This is a genomic window from Bradyrhizobium sp. B124, from assembly GCF_038967635.1.
Classification (GTDB): Bacteria; Pseudomonadota; Alphaproteobacteria; order Rhizobiales; family Xanthobacteraceae; genus Bradyrhizobium.
In genome coordinates, this window is the sequence record NZ_CP152413.1 from 1,343,335 (window position 1) to 1,360,963 (window position 17,629).

Genomic DNA, 17,629 nt, shown 5'->3' on the forward strand with positions numbered 1-17,629 from the left:
GACGCGAAAATGGCCTGCTGCTGCGCCGCAACGGCCGCCGGATCGCCCGGCAGCCGCATGAATTGCGACGACAGAAAGTTGCGCCTTAGGCGCTCGCGCTGCTCTCGACGGCGCGATCGGAACGATCCGCGTAGATGTAGAGCGGACGCGCCGTGCCCTCGACGACCTCGCGCGAGATCACGACTTCCTCGACGCCTTCGAGGCCCGGGAGGTCGAACATGGTCTCGAGCAGGATGCTCTCCAGGATCGACCGCAGGCCGCGTGCGCCGGTCTTACGCTCGATCGCCCTGCGGGCGACCGCGCCAAGCGCCTCGTCGGCGAAGGTCAGCTCGATGTTCTCCATCTCGAACAGCCGCTGGTACTGCTTCACCAGCGCGTTCTTCGGATCGGTCAAGATCTTCTTCAGCGAGGCCTCGTCGAGGTCCTCCAGCGTCGCCACGACGGGCAGACGGCCGACGAATTCCGGGATCAGGCCGTACTTCAGCAGATCTTCCGGCTCGACGTGACGGAATATCTCGCCGGTACGGCGATCCTCCGGCGCCAGCACCTGCGCCGCGAATCCGATCGAGGTCGAACGGCCGCGCGCGGAGATGATCTTCTCGAGGCCCGAGAAAGCACCGCCGCAGATGAACAGGATGTTGGTGGTATCCACCTGCAGGAATTCCTGCTGCGGATGCTTGCGGCCGCCCTGCGGCGGGACCGAGGCCACCGTGCCTTCCATGATCTTCAGCAGCGCCTGCTGGACCCCCTCGCCCGACACGTCGCGGGTGATCGAGGGATTGTCCGACTTGCGGCTGATCTTGTCGATTTCGTCGATATAGACGATGCCGCGCTGCGCGCGCTCGACGTTGTAGTCGGCGGCCTGCAGCAGCTTCAGGATGATGTTCTCGACGTCCTCACCGACATAGCCGGCCTCGGTCAGCGTCGTCGCGTCAGCCATGGTAAACGGCACGTCGAGGATGCGGGCCAGCGTCTGTGCGAGCAGCGTCTTGCCCGAACCGGTCGGACCGATCAGCAGGATGTTCGACTTCGCCAGCTCGACGTCGTTGTGCTTGGTCTGATGGTTCAGCCGCTTGTAGTGGTTGTGGACGGCGACCGACAGCACCTTCTTGGCATGGCTCTGGCCGATCACGTAGTCGTCCAGGACCTTGCAGATTTCCTTCGGCGTCGGGATGCCGTCGCGCGACTTCACCAGCGAGGACTTGTTCTCCTCGCGAATGATGTCCATGCAGAGTTCGACACACTCGTCGCAAATGAAGACAGTCGGTCCGGCAATCAGCTTGCGAACTTCATGCTGGCTCTTGCCGCAGAACGAGCAATATAGCGTGTTCTTGGCGTCGCTCGTGCCGACCTTACTCATTCATTATCTCCGTCCGCCGTTCGACCTCGTTTGCCAGATCGACCCAATCCGGCACAAAACCGGAGTATTGGGTAGATAGAGCAAATTCCGTACCAAAAAAGACCCTACGCAATACTGACCGTGTGGATCACGGTTTATTCGAATCTCCGCGATCATAGCCGTTGCATTACAGCCAACCATGCTGGCACCCGACTATCAAGAATTCGCTAATCGGGAGGCCGGCTCAAGACCGTGACAATACCGTGATTTTCCACGATCGCACGTGGAATACGCTTCGAAATCCACGGAACGTTGCGGGATTACCACGCCGGACCATGAGCACGAAAGCGGAACTTTCTGCCCCCGCATATGCGCTTGCGAGGTACCCCGCCGTCCTGCTTTGCCGACTATGTGAGGCGTCAATGTGGAGATCACACCGACGCCTCGGGTCGCCTTTCCAGATCAAGCAGCCTTATTAGGCCGCCTTGGCCGCCGACGGGTCTTCCGGCCGCTTGTCGATGACCTTGTCGACGAGACCGAACGCCTTGGCGTCCTCGGCGGTGAGGAACTTGTCGCGCTCGAGCGCGTCCTCGATCGCCTTGTAGGTCTGGCCGGTGTGCTTCACGTAGATCTCGTTGAGGCGCTTCTTGAGATTCAGGATCTCCTGCGCGTGCAGCATGATGTCGGTGGCCTGGCCCTGGAAGCCGCCGGACGGCTGGTGCACCATGATGCGGGAGTTCGGCAGCGTGAAGCGCATGTCCTTCTCGCCGGCTGCGAGCAGCAGCGAGCCCATCGAGGCCGCCTGCCCCGTGCACAGCGTCGACACCGGCGGACGGATGAACTGCATCGTGTCGTAGATCGCAAGGCCCGACGTCACCACGCCACCCGGCGAGTTGATGTACATCGAGATTTCCTTCTTCGGATTCTCGGCCTCGAGGAACAACAGCTGCGCGACGGTCAGCGTCGCCATGCCGTCTTCCACCGGACCGGTGACGAAGATGATGCGCTCTTTCAGCAGGCGCGAGAAAATGTCGTAGGCGCGTTCGCCGCGATTGGTCTGCTCGACGACCATCGGCACGAGGTTCATGTAGGTTTCAACGGGATCGCGCATGAAAGAACCCAAGGGTTAGGGGTGATGCAGAACGTTAAGGCTTAACCCAGATATGGGCCAATTTCCGGCCGACAAGACCGGCACTGACCGTACTAGCCACCTGGGCAGGACGCAGAAGTTCAAGCCGATTCGCGTCGGCGCGCCTAGCGAGGGGAACCCTCGCCAGGCTTGCTTTCGCGGTTCATCATTAACGCGAGGTGCCGCAATTAGGCGGCAGTTTGCTCGGCGTCTTCATCCTTGAACAGCTCATCCTTGGAGACCTTCTTCTCGGTCACGTTGGCGAGCTCAAGGACGAAGTCGACGACCTTGTCCTCGTAGATCGGGGCGCGGAGCTGGGCCAGCGCCTGGGCGTTGCTGCGGTAGTAATCCCAGACTTCCTTCTCGCGGCCCGGCATCTGGCGCGCGCGCTCGATCACGGCGCGCGAGACCTCGTCGTCGGTCACGGTGATCTTGTTCTTCTCGCCGATCTCCGACAGCACGAGGCCGAGGCGGACGCGGCGGTCGGCGATCTTCTGGTACTCTTCCTTGGCCGCATCCTCGGTGGTGTTCTCGTCGGCGAAGGACTTGCCGGTCGAGTCCATCTCGGCCTTGATCGAGTTCCACATCAGGTTGAACTCTTCGGCGACAAGCGACGGCGGCGCCTCGAATTTGTGACTCTCGTCGAGCCGGTCGAGCAGCGCGCGCTTGACCTTCTGACGGGTCGCGCCGGCGAACTCGGCGGTCAGGCGCTCGCGCGCGGCTTCCTTCAGCTTGTCGAGCGACTCGAGGCCGAGCGTCTTGGCGAACTCGTCGTCGATCGTGGCCTCCCCGGGCGCCTCGATCAGCGTCGCGGTGGTCTCGAACTCGGCCGGCTGGCCGGCGAGCTTGTCGTTCAGGTAGTTCTTCGGGAAACCAACCTTCAGCGTGCGGGTCTCGCCCGTGCCGATGCCGATCAGCTGCTCCTCGAAGCCCGGAATGAACTGGCCGGCGCCGATCACGACCTGGATGCCCTCGCCGGTGCCGCCCTCGAAGGCTTCACCGTTGATGGTGCCCCTGAAGCTGATGGTGACGCGGTCGCCCTTCTCCGCCGCACCCTCGGTCTTGGCGCTGTACGGGCGGCTGCCTTCGGCGATGCGCTTGATGGCATCGTCGACGTCGGCGTCGGAGACATCGACCACTGGCTTCTCGACCGAGAACGACTTGAAATCGGCGAGCTGGATCTGCGGCACGACCTCGATCGCGACGGTGTAGGTCAGGTCGGTCTTGCCCGACAGCAATTCCTCGACCTGGTCCTTCTCGGTCGGCATCGTGATCTTCGGCTCGCCGGCGAGGCGGAAGCCGCGATCTTCGAAAATCTGCCGGTTGGTGTCGCTGATGGTCTGGTCGATGGTCTCGGCCATGACGGAGCGGCCGTAGATCTTCTTCAGGTGCGCCACCGGCACCTTGCCGGGACGGAAGCCGTTGAGACGGACCTTGTCCTTGAGGTCGACCAGCTTGGCGCCCGCCTTGGCATCGAGATCGGATGCCGGAACGCTGATCTTGAATTCGTGCTTCAGTCCCTCGTTGAGGGTCTCGGTGACCTGCATGGTATCAATCTTCTTCCGCTTTTGCCGCGGCCCGAGTGGCCGTGGCAGTGTCAATCTGTTCGACGGTGAGCCTTGCGGCCTAACGTCTGTGGGTTCGGCGAACCCTCGTCCCCTTCGGGGCCCAAGGTTCTCCAAGGAATCGTCATGCAAACGCTGTAAGCGCTTGGTGCGGGCGGAGGGACTCGAACCCCCACAACTTTCGTCACTGGAACCTAAATCCAGCGCGTCTACCAGTTCCGCCACGCCCGCGCGAAAAGCATCCAGTCCGGCCGCGATGCCGCGGGCGGCCGGGCTTATAACATGCGCCCACCGGTTCGCAGCAAAAAAATGGCCGCTGGAGAGCCCGCCCTGCGACCGATCGCGACTGGACAGGTACACTTGAAAATGGTCCGCATCGGCCGGATGGCAAGCCCCATAGCAAGTCCCCAAGTTTCCCTCACCCGGCGCGACCTGATCGCCGGCCTCGGCGCCGCGGCGCTTTGCCCCGCCTGGCCGACCACCGGCTCGGCCCAGGGCCGGACGGCAGTTGCGCTGCAGGCCAAGATCGGCCGCATCCTGCTTCGTCCCGACGGACCGGAGACCCCGGTCTGGTCGCTCGGCAGCGGCGATCTCCACTTCAGGCGCGGTGAGATCCTCGACGTGACGTTCGGCAACGAGCTACCGGTCGCCGCAGCGCTCGATTGCCGCGGGCTCGATGGCGTACCGGCCGCGGAGCCGCTGGCCTCCCGGGCGCCCCTTGCCACGGGGGCAAAAGATATCTTCCAGCTGCCGCTTCGGCATGCCGGCACCTTCCTGTGCGAGCCGCTATTCGGGGACGGCGCGGCGCCGGCACGGCCGCGCCCGCTGATCGTAACCGGCACCTCGCCCGTGGCGGTCGATCGCGACGAGGTCCTGCTGATCGAGGAATGGCGCCTGCAGCCCGATGGAACTGTGATCCCGCCTGGAAGCGACCCAAAAAATTCGACGCAAATTCATACAATTAACGGCAAGACCTCATACGATATCTCGGCTCCGGCCAATGCCCGCCTCAGACTCCGCTTTATCAATGGCAGCCAACGCAGCGTGCTGGCGGTCAAGCTGGACAACCTCGACGTCCGGGTGATGGCGATCGACGGCCAGCCGGCCGAACCGTTCCCGGCCCGCAACGGCGCGCTGGTCCTGGCTCCTGGAAGCCGCACGGATGTCTTTGTCGATGCGGCTGGTCCGGCCGGAACGAGCTTCCCGATCCTGCTGCACGACGGCAAGCAAGCCCGTCCGGTCGGCAAGCTCACCGTCTCGAACGAGCCGCCAATCCGAACGGCGCCGTTCCCGCCAGCCCCACCGCTGCCGGGCAATGACATGCCCGCTCAGCTCGACCTCAAGAGCGCTACGCGATTCGATCTGGCGCTCGGCGCGCCCACCGAGTGGTTCCGCCCGGCGGATTTCAAGCCGTCAGCGGCCCCGGCCTTTCAGGCCAAGGCAGGCCGAACCGTCGTGCTGGCCCTGACCAATCAGGCCACAATCGCCAGCGTGTTTCACCTGCACGGCCATCACTTCCGTCTGCTCGACCGGCTCGACGACGGCTGGAAGCCGTTCTGGCTCGACACGCTCGCGGTCGAACCGGGCCAGACCCAGCGCATCGCCTTCCTCGCCGAATATCCGGGCCGCTATCTGATCGAGCAGGTCGCGACCGATTGGGCCGCGCCGCGGCTCTTGCGATGGTACAGTGTCCAATAACAAGAAGTGGAAACCGCCTTAAGGAAACGCCGATGAGCCAGACAGTTGCAGCGATTCGCGGAGTGAAGGCACGAAGCGTCGTGGTGCCGCTCAAGCGTCCTGTGAAGACCGCGTTTGGCGTCATCGATTCCGGTCCGCTGGTGCTAATCGATGTCGAAACCGATCAAGGCGTTACCGGCCGCACCTACATCTTCGCCTACAGCAAGCTCACACTTCACCCTCTCGTCTATCTGATCGAGGAGATCGGTCGCGAGCTGATCGGCAGGCCAGTCGCCCCGTTCGATCTGATGAAGGCGATGGACGCCAAGTTTCGGCTGCTCAGCGCGCAGGGTCTGGTGGGGATGGCCGTGTCCGGTCTCGACATGGCCTATTGGGATGCGCTCGGCCAACTTGCCGGCCGGCCGCTGGTCGAGTTGCTCGGCGGCTCGGCGAAGCCGATCAAGGCCTATGACAGCTATGGCGCGGTCGATCCCGTTGCGGACGAGCGCGCGCTGCGCCGCTCGCTCGAGCAAGGCTTCAAGGGCATCAAGATCAAGGGCGGCGATGGCGATGCCGCCAATGACGAGCGCGTCGTGAAGGGCGTGCGCGCCCTGCTCGGTCCCGACATCGCGCTGATGATCGATTTCAACCAGTCGCTCGATCCGGCGGAAGCCACACGTCGCATCGCCCGGCTTGCGCCCTACGACCTGCACTGGATTGAGGAGCCGGTCCCGCAGGAAAGCCTGTCCGGCCACGCCAAGGTCCGCGAGACCTCGCCGACTCCGATCCAGGCCGGCGAGAACTGGTGGTTTCCGCGCGGCTTCGCCGAGGCGATCGCGGCCGGCGCATCCGACTTCATCATGCCCGACGTGATGAAGGTCGGCGGCGTGACCGGCTGGATGCAGGTCGCGGGACAGGCCGATGCCGCGTCGATCCCGATGTCGAGCCATCTGTTCGCTGAAGTCAGCGCGCATCTGCTCGCGGTGACGCCGACCGCGCACTGGCTCGAGTTCCTCGACTTCGCGGGCGCGATCCTCGCAAGGCCCGCCGAGATCATAGACGGCGCGGTGACCGCCCGCGGTCCCGGGCTCGGCATCGAATGGAACGAGCCGGCGGTGGCGAAGTATCTCGTGAGCTAGCGCCCGGCGCGGCGTTTCTCCGTTTGCTTCAGATTGTGTCTGCCCCTGCTTCTGATGAGGGCGGCAACGGATTGCCGTTTGTCTGACGCATGGCTGAGGTCGCCATCAATCGAACGTGAGCGAGAATTCACGACATCATCATGTAGGTCGATCGGGCGCACTGGAGCGCCCAATGAGCTGACGCTCAAATTTCGCTGTCCGGAACAACTCGAAGGACTGATCCCGCGACCGCTCCCGGCGGCACAAGGCGTCCCCGACTGGCTCAAGGCCATGCCGGCGACGGCCTTCTCTTCGATCAACCTGCACGACGAGAACACCATCAAGCGCTGCCCGCCCTTCGTGGACGCGATGACCTGCGGGTTCCTGCTGCCGCTGGTCTGCGATCTCAAGGTCGATGACGGCGAAATCACCTGGGATCACGACCTGCCGCCCGGAGGCACACCCGAATTTCCGCGCTCGCCGATCGGATTTCACGACCCGGGTCAGGTCAGCGGCACACCATTATTCGAAGCGGGCCGCTTCTTTCTCAAATTCCACAATCTGTGGACCGTCGAAGCGCCTGAAGGCTACGCGATCTACTTCACGCATCCCGTCAACCGCTTCGACCTGCCGTTCACCACCCTCAGCGGCCTGGTCAATTCCGACCTCTATGTCGACAATTGGGTGCACTTCCCGGCGTACTGGCACGATCGGAATTTCCGCGGCGTCCTCCCGAAAGGGACTCCCATCGCGCAATGCATTCCCGTCAAGCGCGACGACTGGACTGCGCAGGCATCCTCGTTCACCGCGGAAGAAGCCAAGCGCGTCGGCGAGTTCAGGAGTGAGCTCAAGCGCCAGCCCAACCTCTACCGGAGAAACTTCAGGGCCTGAGGCGCGACGAGATTTCGTCCGATCCGCTCAACCTGCTTCCCCGCCGAGGAATCTCGCAGCGTCGCGCTGCGCGAAGAAGAAGCGGCCACGCGATCCCGCGGCCATGACGAATGCCGCGCGTCCCAACAGCTGGGGCTGACCGCGAATGACGGAGCGCAGCGCCGCCTCGGCAGCGTCGCGCTCACCCTGCTCGAACAGCGATGTGGCGAGGTAGGCGCGGGTCGAGCGATCGTCGGGGTACTGGGCGAGCACGCGGCGGAACGCATCCGCGGCCGCGGCGTAGTCGCCATGCAGGATCAGGACCCGCCCGAGCTGGTTGAGAACATCGAGGTGTCCCGGCGCAGCATCACGTGCGGCTGTCAGGACACGCGCAGCCCGCGCGAATTCATTGGTATCGTGCAGCAGCCGCCCGAGATCGAGCTTCAGATCGACGCTGTCGGGGGCCAGCGCGAGGCCAGCCTCGACCGTGCTGATCGCCTCGTCGTATTGACCGGCCTTGGCAAGCTGGCCGGCGAGTTCCTGAAACGACGGGAAATATGGCGGGCGGCGTGCCGCCGTGCGCCGCAGCTGCGCGATGCCTTCCGTGGCACGCCCTGCACCGCACAGCAATGCGCCGAGCAAAGTCTCAACCTCTCCGTCATCGCCGCGGCTTGCAACCCTTTCCAGCGGTGCGATCGCCTCGTCTCCGCGGTTCTGCCCCCTCAAGGCATGCGCGAGGAGAAGCGCTGCGTTCCTGTCCGTGCGGTTGGATTTCAGGATGTTGGCCGCAATCTGCTCGGCTTGAGCGAACTGCTGCGTTCGTAACGCCATTGCGCCTTGTTGCAGCGCTTGAGCGAGGAAATTGTTTTGCCTGCCACTCACGGGAAGCTTCTGGAGGGATGCGAGAGAGAATGTCGTTGGGCCTTAGCCCGCGTCTCTCCGCGCGTCCAACAACAGTCTCGTGAAAAACGGCAAGGCGGAACAAGCGCGGAAAGGCCGGCACGGTGTCCACGTCGACGTGAGCCGGACATCGCGTGTTTCATTTCGTTTCCACCCGATCATTGCCGGCTCTTCTCATGCGGGAGAAATCCGGTTCTCGGGCACTGAAGTGCTCCAGTATCGCACAACCTGATGAAGACGCGTCGCCTCCTCAAGGCAAGCGTCGAGGTGGTGCCGCATCTGTAGAGCGCCGATGTGGCGACGGCTCAAGCGCGCTTGCGACGATCGCCCGATCGCTTGGCCGGGGGCGAGTGGACCTCCCCGCCCCTGGCGGCCACCTTCGTCTCCTCCCGCACCATGTCGACGAAAGCACGAAGCCCGGCCGTCATGTGCCGGTGCCGCGGATAGTAGAGACGCAAGCCGGGAAATGGCGGCGTCCAGTCGTCCAGCACGGCGCGCAGGGTGCCGGCGGCGAGATGCCCCGTCACCCAAAAATCGCTGACGAACGCCAGTCCCAGGCCGTCGAGAGCGGCCTCGACCATCAGGGTGTCATTGTCGAGGGTCAGCCTGCCCCGGACATCCACCACCATCTGCTCGCCGCCGCGCTTCTCGAACTCCCAGTGGTACAGCTTGCCGCTGGGCATCCGCCTGCGAATGCACTCATGGGCGAGCAGATCAAGCGGAGACCGCGGCACCGAACAGCGTGCGAAATAATCGGGCGCGCCGACGACAATGAAGCGCGTGTCCGGACCGCAGGGGATCGCGACCATGTCCTGCGGCACGGCTTCGGCCAACCGGATGCCGGCATCGAAACCTTCCGCGACGATATCGATGGGACGTCCCTCCAGGGTCAGTTCGACGTTCATGTCGGGATAGCGCCGCAGGAATTTTGCCACGACCGGGCGGAGGATCTGGTGCGCGGCGCGCTCCTTCAGGTTGATGCGCAGCGTTCCCGCGGGCGTGTCGCGAAACTCGTTCACATCCTCCATCGCGCCGGCAATCTCGCGCAGCGCGGGACTGACCCTGGCGAGGAAACGCTCTCCCGCTTCCGACAGCGCGACGCTGCGCGTCGTCCGATTGATGAGGCGCACGCCCAACCGCTTCTCCAGGGCGGCGATCGCATGGCTCAACGCCGAGGGCGAAATGCCGAGTTCAGTCGCGGCCGCGCGAAAGCTGCGATGCGTTGAAATCGCGACGACGGCGTTCAGCTCGAAAAGGCCAGGATGCTGCATTGTTCGATTATCTGCATCAGGTCATGCCACTCTATGCCGATTATTGCACTAATCAAGTCGCCTATATCGAGCCGGCAATCTCGATCTGAAGGACATCTCCATGGCAAAGACTTTCCTCATCACGGGCGTTTCGTCCGGCTTCGGCCGCGCGTTGGCCGAGGCAGCATTGAGCGACGGCCATACCGTCGCCGGCACCGTGCGCAACGAGAATGACAAGCGGACATTCGAAGCGCTCGGCGCCGACGTGCACGCGGTGGTTCTTGACGTCACCAACACCGAGGCGATCGCGCCCGCCGTCGCCGACGTCGAGCACAGGATCGGCGCGATCGACATTCTGGTGAACAATGCCGGCTATGGCCACGAGGGCATTCTGGAGGAATCATCGATCGACGATCTGCGACGCCAGTTCGAGGTCAACGTCTTCGGCGCGGTGGCGATGATCCAGGCGGTGCTGCCCTTCATGCGCAAGCGGCGCGCCGGGCATATTCTCAACATCACGTCGATGGGCGGGATCATCACGATGCCCGGCCTCAGCTACTACCATGGCAGCAAGTTCGCGCTGGAAGGGATATCCGAATCCCTCGGCAAGGAGGTCAAGGATTTCGGCATCAAGGTCACCGCGGTCGAGCCGGGCGGCTTTCGCACCGACTGGGCCGGACGATCGATGGTACGGGCGGAGCGGTCGATCGGAGACTATGACGCTATCATCAATCCAATCCGCAAACGCCGCATGGAACTGAGTGGCTGGCAGGTCGGCGATCCCCAAAAGGCCGCGCGGGCGATGTTGAAACTCGCCTTGGCGGCCGATCCGCCGACACATCTGCTGCTCGGCAGCGATGCCGTGCGGCTGGTCGAGGAAAAAATGAAACTGCTGGAAGCCGAATTCGATGCGTGGAAGAGCGTTTCGCTTTCCACCGACGTTGCCTGAGTTGCGTCAGCTGCCCAAGAGTCCAGCGAACTTTGCCGTCCATCAAACGGCGTCCAGCTGAGCTCGCGGCACAAGTTCCGCGACCCTTACCGGAGGCATGGCATCCAGCTCGGCAATCCGGCGGTCAATCTCACCGATCACGTGCTTCGAGAACGGCCCGAAATGCAGGTACAGCGCCATCAGCATCACGATGTAGCGCAGTGCGCCTGGATTGGACTTGGCGACCTCGACGAAGGTCTTCCAGAACGGCTCGCGAACCTCCGGCAGGGTCCGCATGATCCTGTGCACGCCCTCGATGCCGCCAAGCTTCGTGCGCACGTCGCCATCGGGCAGATCGCGGCGCCGGTCGGACCGGTCGAGCATGACGGAAAGCCGCGACAGCCGCCCTGCATAGGCCGCCGGGCTGAACACGTGCCCGAGCACAGCCTTGTAGTCCACAAGGATGTCACGAAGCGGACGCTTGGTGTCGAAATTGCAGCCGAGCGTGCATTGGTCGCCCGCCTGCTCGACCTTCATGAGATCATGGCCTTCGTGCAGGCGGCCTTCCTGGGCCAGCCGCCGCGTCAGCTGTGTGCCAGGCAGCGCATAGAGCAGTCCGACCATGCAGACTGGAATGCTCGCCTCCTCGATGAAGTCGATCATCGCCTGCGCCATCGAGACTTTCTCGGTATCGAACCCGACGATGAAACCCGCGGTGACGAACATGCCATAGTCGTAAATCTTGTGAACGCTCTCGGCGATGTTGCGCCTGGTGTTCTGCTTTTTCTTCATCTGCACGAGGGTCTCTGGATCCGGGCTCTCAATGCCGACGAAAATTCCGAAGAAGTTCGCGTCCTTCATTGCCTGCAACAGCTCGCTGTCATCAGCGATATTGATCGAGGCTTCGGTCGAGAACTCGAACGGATAGTCTCGCTCTTCCAGCCAGGCTTTGAGCCGCGGCAGTAAGATGCGGAGGTTTTTCTTGTTGCCGATGAAATTGTCGTCGACGAAATCGACATGCCCACGATAACCATGATCGTAGAGCGCTTGCAGCTCAGCGAGAATCTGATCGGGGGTCTTGGTGCGCGGCACGCGCCCGTACAGCTCGATAATATCGCAGAACTCGCAGGTGAACGGGCAGCCACGCGAATATTGCACGCCAATAAAGAGATAATGATCGAACTTGATCAGATCGTAGCGGGGCATCGGGCTTAGCGTGACGTCGATCTTGAATTTCTCGGCGATGAATACGCCCTCGCGCTCGCCGCGTTCCCAGGCGGCGATGAATTCCTCGATGATGTGTTCGGCCTCGCCGATCACCTGGAAGTCCGCATCCGCGTAAAGGTGCGGGCTCGAGGAGACGTCAGGCCCACCGACACATACCGGCTTGCCGTGCCGGTGGGCGAGATCGATCAGGTGGAGAAAATCAGGCTGCTGGTTGAGCATACCGCCGATCATGACGAGATCGGCCCAGTCAAGGTCCGCGTCGGTCGAAGGCTCGGTGTTACGGTTGACGAGCCGAATCTCCCAATGCTTCGGCAGCATGGCGGCGACGGTGATCAGTCCGAGCGGTGCCGCCGGATACTTCGCGCCGACGAGTTCGCAAGCTTCCGTATAGTTCCAGAACGAGTCTGGAACGAACTTCGGATAGATCATTAGAACGCGGCAGGGACTCGTCATGGTGCTCCGGTCCGTACCACGCGGCTTTGAGGCTCAAGGGTACTTTCGCTCGTCGATACAGGCATTAAGTGCTCAAATGGTGGCCGATTGCCAGACGATCTTTCGTCCCGCCGTGAGCCCCGTCCTGTTCCCCGGATCCGCCCGGGGTCAGTCAATCCGATCGATATGTCATCCGCCGGCCCTGCGCGCCCAGAGATAGCGCACGTCCGGCTCCCTCTCCTCGTTGCGGCTGCCGTCGGTTTCCTCGACCGCGGCAAAACCGCGCGCCTCGTAGAAGCGGCGCGCCCGCGCATTGCGCTGGAAGGTCCAGAGTTGCAACTGGCCCGCGCCCTGCTGCGCGATCTCGAGCAGCGCGCCGCCGATGCCGCGGCCCTGCGCGGCCGGCAGCACATAGAGCTGCTCGATCCAGTCGTCGTGGAATGCGATGACGGCGCTCATCGCCTCGCCGTCGAACGCGCCCCACAGCGTGCAGGTCGCAAACATTCGCTCGCGATAGAACCAGCGATCTTCATCCGGCGTGTGCAGGCCCGCGAGCCACGGCAACGCTTCGTCGAACGCCGCGCGGTGCACGCGTGCGGCGGCGTCCATGTCGGCAAGCTGGAGCCGCCTAATACTCAATCCCGAACTCGTCATAGAGCCGGCGGAACACGGAAGGCAGCACTTCGGTGAGATCCTCCGCGATCAGGCCGGGCCCCGCCTCGCTGGCGCCTTCGCCGTGCAGCCACACACCGATGCTGGCCGCCTCGAATGCCGCGACGCCCTGCGCTAGGAAGCCGGCGATGATGCCGGCCAGCACGTCGCCGGCGCCGGCGGTGGCAAGCCAAGGCGGCGCGTTGGCGGCGATGGTGGCGCGGCCGTCGGGAGATGCGATCACCGTGTCTGCGCCCTTCAGCAGCACCACCGCGCCGGAACGCTCGGCCGCCGCGCGGACGCGCTCGAGCTTCGAGCGGCCGGGATGCTTGTTGGAGATGTCGCTGAACAGCCGCGGAAACTCGCCCTCATGCGGGGTGAGCACCACCCCAAGACCGTCGGAGGCCCTGATCGCCTCGAACAGCCGGTCCGGCGAACCTGCAAAGCTGGTCAGCGCGTCGGCGTCGAGCACCAGATGCCGCTGCGCCGACAGCGCGGTGTGAACGAAGTCGCGGGTGCGCGCGCTGACGCCCGCACCAGGGCCGATCACGCAGGCATTGAGGCGCTTGTCGTCGAGCAGTTCGGCGAACTGGATCGGATTGTCGACCGCGCGCACCATCACCGCGGTCAGCGCCGCCGCGTTGACAGCGAGCGCATCGCGCGGCGAGGCCAGAGTGACGAGGCCGGCGCCGGCGCGCAGCGCCGCGCGCGCGGCGAGCCGCGCCGCCCCGGTCGAGGCGATATCACCCGAGACCACGACGGCATGGCCCCTTGCGTATTTGTGGCCGTCGATCCGCGGCACCGGGAACGACCAGCGCCAGACCTGCGGCAGATTCTCCGCAGTCAGCGGCTTGATCTCATCGAGCACCTGCGCCGCGATGCCGATATCGGCGACGCGCACCCGGCCGCAATACATCCGGCCCGGCAGCAACAGGTGCGCAGGCTTCTTGCGGAAGAAGGTGACGGTCTCGGTCGCCTGCACGGCCGCGCCCATGACGGCGCCCGACGTGCCGTTGATACCGCTCGGCAGGTCGACCGCCAGCACCGGCGTACCGTTGGCGTTGATGGCCGCGATCATCTCCAGCGGGTCGCCCTTGACCGGGCGATTGAGCCCGGCGCCGAACAGCGCGTCGATGATCAGCGCCGGCTTGCCGAGCGCCTGCGGGTTGAACGGCAGCACCGGATACTTCCAGCCCTTCGCCGCCAGCGCCGCGTCGCCGTGCAGGCTGTCGCGCTCGCAGAGCAGGATCACCGACACGTCGCGGCCGCGCGCGGCGAGCTCGGCGGCGGCGACAAAGCCGTCGCCTCCATTGTTGCCGCGGCCGGCGACCACGACGATCGGCCCTTCCTCGACCAGCTCCATCGCGGCTTCAGCGACGGCTTGGCCGGCGCTCATCATCAGCGCGAAGCCCGGCGTGCCGGCTGCGATGGTCAGCCGGTCGGCGCGCTCCATCTCGGTGGTGGTCAGAACGTCCATGCCGAATCCTCAATCGCTTCGCCTTTTCGAGAGGCAATTCCTGTGACGTTCGCGGGGTTTCTACTGGCCGACTGCATACGGATTGATCTATTTGCCTATTTGTTGGGCTTGGATATCATAGCCCATGTGGTTCGATATCAGCCGACTGCCTGTTAAAAGGCTGATAACATTCCAAAATCGGGGACCTTAACAACTTGGCATAGACCCTGCTTTTGAGGAAGCCGCGCACAATGCCGCTCGATGCGACCATTGCGCGTGTTTCCGGCCACCCGCCGGAAGGCTTAAGACCAACCAGACTGCGCCCCACGCGCATCGAACTCGACCCTGCAATCTGCAATGCCCGGGAGGCGCTCAGTGAAGAAGATTGAAGCCATCATCAAGCCCTTCAAGCTCGACGAGGTGAAGGAAGCGCTCCAGGAAGTCGGACTGCAAGGTATCACCGTGACCGAGGCCAAGGGATTTGGCCGCCAGAAGGGCCATGCCGAGCTGTATCGCGGTGCGGAATACATCGTCGACTTCCTGCCCAAGGTGAAGATCGAGATCGTGATCGGCGACGACCTGGTCGAGAAGGCGATTGACGCGATCCGCCGCGCGGCCCAGACCGGGCGGATCGGCGACGGCAAGATCTTCGTCTCCAACATCGAGGAAGCCATCCGCATCCGGACCGGCGAATCCGGGCTGGACGCTATTTAAGCCCGGTGCTATCCGGATTTTCTGACGGCAAAAGAGAAAAAAGGCTGCTTCGGCAGCCTCATTTCGTTTCAGCAGTCACACGAACTCGCCAAAAGCGGGAATAACGTCCCTCTCCGCTGGAAACCGACCCGCACATCCATAAGGGGTATTCATGAAGACCGCCAAAGACGTCCTGAAATCGATCAAGGACAACGACGTCAAATACGTCGACCTGCGCTTCACCGATCCGCGCGGCAAGTGGCAGCACGTCACCTTCGACGTCAGCATGATCGACGATGACATCTTCGCCGAGGGAACGATGTTCGACGGATCGTCGATCGCGGGCTGGAAGGCGATCAATGAATCCGACATGTGCCTGATGCCGGACCCGGTCACCGCGACGATCGACCCGTTCTTCGCCGAGACCACCATGGTCATCACCTGCGACGTGCTCGAGCCGACCACCGGCGAGCCCTACAACCGCGACCCCCGCGGCATCGCCAAGAAGGCCGAGGCCATGGTGAAGTCGATGGGCGTGGGCGACACCGTGTTCGTCGGCCCCGAGGCCGAGTTCTTCGTGTTCGACGACGTCCGCTATTCGGCCGACCCCTACAACACCGGCTTCCGCCTCGATTCCTCCGAGCTGCCGATCAACTCGGCGACCGAGTATGAAGGCGGCAACCTCGGCCACCGCATCCGCACCAAGGCCGGCTACTTCCCGGTGCCGCCGCAGGACTCGGTGCAGGACATGCGCTCCGAGATGCTTGGCGCGATGGCCAAGATGGGCGTCAAGGTCGAGAAGCACCACCATGAAGTGGCGTCCGCCCAGCACGAGCTCGGCATGAAGTTCGACACGCTGACCCTGATGGCCGACCATATGCAGATCTACAAGTACTGCATCCACCAGGTCGCACACATCTACGGCAAGACCGCCACCTTCATGCCGAAGCCGGTCTATGGCGACAACGGCTCGGGCATGCACGTGCACCAGTCAATCTGGAAGGACGGCAAGCCGACCTTCGCCGGCAACAAGTATGCCGATTTGTCGGAAACCTGCCTGCACTACATCGGCGGCATCATCAAGCACGCCAAGGCGATCAACGCCTTCACCAACCCGTCGACCAACTCCTACAAGCGTCTGGTCCCGGGCTATGAGGCGCCGGTGCTGCTCGCCTACTCCGCGCGCAACCGTTCGGCGTCCTGCCGCATCCCCTATACGGCGAACCCGAAGGCCAAGCGCGTCGAGGTGCGTTTCCCCGATCCGATGGCCAATCCCTATCTCGGCTTCGCCGCGATGCTGATGGCCGGCCTCGACGGCATCAAGAACAAGATCGATCCGGGTCCGGCGATGGACAAGGACCTGTACGATCTGCCGAAGGAAGAGCTGAAGCAGATCCCGACCGTGTGCGGCTCGCTGCGCGAGGCGCTCGAGTGCCTCGACAAGGATCGTGCATTCCTCAAGAACGGCAGCGTGTTCGACGACGACTTTATCGACGCCTATATCGAGCTGAAGATGACCGAGGTCGCCCGTTTCGAAATGACCCCGCACCCGGTCGAGTTCGAGATGTACTACTCGCTGTAAGCTCTACGGCCACTCACGAATGCGAAAGGCGCTTCCATCGGAAGCGCCTTTTTGTTTTTGGGTGATGTAGCCACGAGGCGCGATCCGTAGGATGGGTGGAGCGCAGCGATACCCATCGTCGCGGACCTCGGCGAAAAGCGATGGGTTTCGCTGCGCTCTACCCATCCTACGCGCTGAAGGAATCAAGCACGGACTCTGATAGCATCCCTGCGAAGCCATAATCCACGGTATCCGTCCATGACCGAAGCCATCGTCCGATCTGCGGCAGAACACGAACTGCCCGAGCTGTTGAAGCTTTACCGACCTTCATCCGCTCGATCCTGAGCTGGAGACGGCCGCTGCCGAGCGTGTCTCGTCGACGTTGCTTGCATCCAGCTTCATGACCGTGATCGTGGCGCAAGCGGCAGAACAGCTTGTCTCCTCGTGCACCCTCGCGATCGTGCCCAACCTGTCGCGAGGCGGCAGATCGTATGGCGTGATCGAGAACGTCGTCACTCACGCCGACTACCGTCGGCTGGGGCTCGGCCGACGGGTTCTTGCGCACGCGCTCGATGTTGCCTGGCAGGCCGACTGCTACAAGGTCTCATTGGCGACGGGATCGAAGCGGGAGACAACCCTCCGCTTCTATGAGGAAGCGGGATTTCAGCGGGGCGGCAAGACCTACTTCGAAGTACGTCGTCCTTAGCCTCCGACATGAACAGATCATGACGCGTGCAAAAGGCGCTTCCACCGGAAGCGCCTTTCGTTTTTGAGCGATCTTGTAGGATGGGTAGAGCGCAGCGAAACCCATCATCTCGAAGCTTGCACCGGCG

The 17,629-nt window shown here is 63.3% G+C and carries 15 protein-coding genes and 1 tRNA gene; 7 read left to right on the top strand and 9 right to left on the bottom strand.

Going from position 1 to position 17,629, the window contains the following annotated elements; translation table 11 throughout:
- Window positions 1-85: 85 nt before the first annotated feature.
- From clpX to AAFG13_RS06220, 4 genes are all read right to left on the bottom strand, one after another.
- Window positions 86-1,360, bottom strand: coding sequence for an ATP-dependent Clp protease ATP-binding subunit ClpX (clpX, locus tag AAFG13_RS06205; protein ID WP_092114668.1), 1,275 nt, complete (start codon window positions 1,358-1,360; stop codon window positions 86-88).
- 454 nt (window positions 1,361-1,814) lie between these two features.
- Complete coding sequence (locus AAFG13_RS06210; RefSeq protein WP_092114669.1) at window positions 1,815-2,450, bottom strand: ATP-dependent Clp protease proteolytic subunit; 636 nt, start codon at window positions 2,448-2,450, stop codon at window positions 1,815-1,817.
- Between the two features lie 206 nt (window positions 2,451-2,656).
- Window positions 2,657-4,015 (bottom strand): trigger factor, encoded by a 1,359-nt coding sequence (gene tig / locus AAFG13_RS06215; RefSeq protein ID WP_342711458.1) that lies wholly within the window; start codon window positions 4,013-4,015, stop codon window positions 2,657-2,659.
- Window positions 4,016-4,179: 164 nt separating this feature from the next.
- A tRNA-Leu gene (locus tag AAFG13_RS06220) sits at window positions 4,180-4,264 on the bottom strand.
- 135 nt (window positions 4,265-4,399) lie between these two features.
- Here AAFG13_RS06220 and AAFG13_RS06225 point away from each other — a divergent pair.
- From AAFG13_RS06225 to AAFG13_RS06235, 3 genes are all read left to right on the top strand, one after another.
- On the top strand, window positions 4,400-5,731 hold the full coding sequence (locus tag AAFG13_RS06225) for a multicopper oxidase domain-containing protein (RefSeq protein ID WP_342713558.1): 1,332 nt from the start codon (window positions 4,400-4,402) through the stop codon (window positions 5,729-5,731).
- Between the two features lie 32 nt (window positions 5,732-5,763).
- Complete coding sequence (locus AAFG13_RS06230) at window positions 5,764-6,849, top strand: enolase C-terminal domain-like protein (protein WP_342711459.1); 1,086 nt, start codon at window positions 5,764-5,766, stop codon at window positions 6,847-6,849.
- A 150-nt stretch (window positions 6,850-6,999) separates the two neighbouring features.
- Window positions 7,000-7,719: a hypothetical protein gene (locus tag AAFG13_RS06235; RefSeq protein WP_342713559.1), complete on the top strand. Its 720-nt coding sequence runs from the start codon at window positions 7,000-7,002 to the stop codon at window positions 7,717-7,719.
- A 27-nt stretch (window positions 7,720-7,746) separates the two neighbouring features.
- On the opposite strand, the gene AAFG13_RS06240 is transcribed toward AAFG13_RS06235, so the two are convergent.
- Together AAFG13_RS06240 and AAFG13_RS06245 are read right to left on the bottom strand one after the other, a co-directional pair.
- Entirely contained in the window at window positions 7,747-8,529 is a 783-nt protein-coding gene (locus AAFG13_RS06240; protein WP_342713560.1) for a tetratricopeptide repeat protein, read from the bottom strand.
- A 374-nt stretch (window positions 8,530-8,903) separates the two neighbouring features.
- A complete protein-coding gene (locus AAFG13_RS06245) occupies window positions 8,904-9,869 on the bottom strand; it encodes a LysR family transcriptional regulator (RefSeq protein WP_342711460.1) in 966 nt (321 codons plus the stop codon).
- Between the two features lie 100 nt (window positions 9,870-9,969).
- Between AAFG13_RS06245 and AAFG13_RS06250 the strand changes: the two genes are divergently transcribed.
- A complete protein-coding gene (locus AAFG13_RS06250; RefSeq protein ID WP_342711461.1) occupies window positions 9,970-10,797 on the top strand; it encodes an oxidoreductase in 828 nt (275 codons plus the stop codon).
- A 42-nt stretch (window positions 10,798-10,839) separates the two neighbouring features.
- On the opposite strand, the gene AAFG13_RS06255 is transcribed toward AAFG13_RS06250, so the two are convergent.
- The 3 genes from AAFG13_RS06255 to AAFG13_RS06265 all read right to left on the bottom strand — a co-directional run bounded on the left by AAFG13_RS06255 (window position 10,840) and on the right by AAFG13_RS06265 (window position 14,563).
- On the bottom strand, window positions 10,840-12,456 hold the full coding sequence (locus AAFG13_RS06255) for a radical SAM protein (protein ID WP_212314905.1): 1,617 nt from the start codon (window positions 12,454-12,456) through the stop codon (window positions 10,840-10,842).
- 168 nt (window positions 12,457-12,624) lie between these two features.
- A complete protein-coding gene (locus AAFG13_RS06260) occupies window positions 12,625-13,089 on the bottom strand; it encodes a GNAT family N-acetyltransferase (RefSeq protein ID WP_212314906.1) in 465 nt (154 codons plus the stop codon).
- Window positions 13,064-14,563 carry an NAD(P)H-hydrate dehydratase gene (locus AAFG13_RS06265; protein ID WP_342711462.1) on the bottom strand — a complete coding sequence of 500 codons (1,500 nt, stop codon included), beginning with the start codon at window positions 14,561-14,563 and terminating at the stop codon, window positions 13,064-13,066. The genes AAFG13_RS06260 and AAFG13_RS06265 overlap by 26 nt, the downstream gene beginning before the upstream one ends.
- Before the next feature lie 354 nt (window positions 14,564-14,917).
- On the opposite strand from AAFG13_RS06265, the gene AAFG13_RS06270 reads away from it, so the two are divergent.
- The 3 genes from AAFG13_RS06270 to AAFG13_RS06280 all read left to right on the top strand — a co-directional run bounded on the left by AAFG13_RS06270 (window position 14,918) and on the right by AAFG13_RS06280 (window position 17,502).
- A complete protein-coding gene (locus AAFG13_RS06270) occupies window positions 14,918-15,256 on the top strand; it encodes a P-II family nitrogen regulator (protein ID WP_011441447.1) in 339 nt (112 codons plus the stop codon).
- Window positions 15,257-15,407: 151 nt separating this feature from the next.
- Window positions 15,408-16,817 (top strand): type I glutamate--ammonia ligase, encoded by a 1,410-nt coding sequence (gene glnA, locus AAFG13_RS06275; protein WP_212314908.1) that lies wholly within the window; start codon window positions 15,408-15,410, stop codon window positions 16,815-16,817.
- A gap of 379 nt (window positions 16,818-17,196) precedes the next feature.
- Complete coding sequence (locus AAFG13_RS06280; RefSeq protein WP_342711463.1) at window positions 17,197-17,502, top strand: GNAT family N-acetyltransferase; 306 nt, start codon at window positions 17,197-17,199, stop codon at window positions 17,500-17,502.
- The last annotated feature ends 127 nt before the right edge of the window (window positions 17,503-17,629 follow it).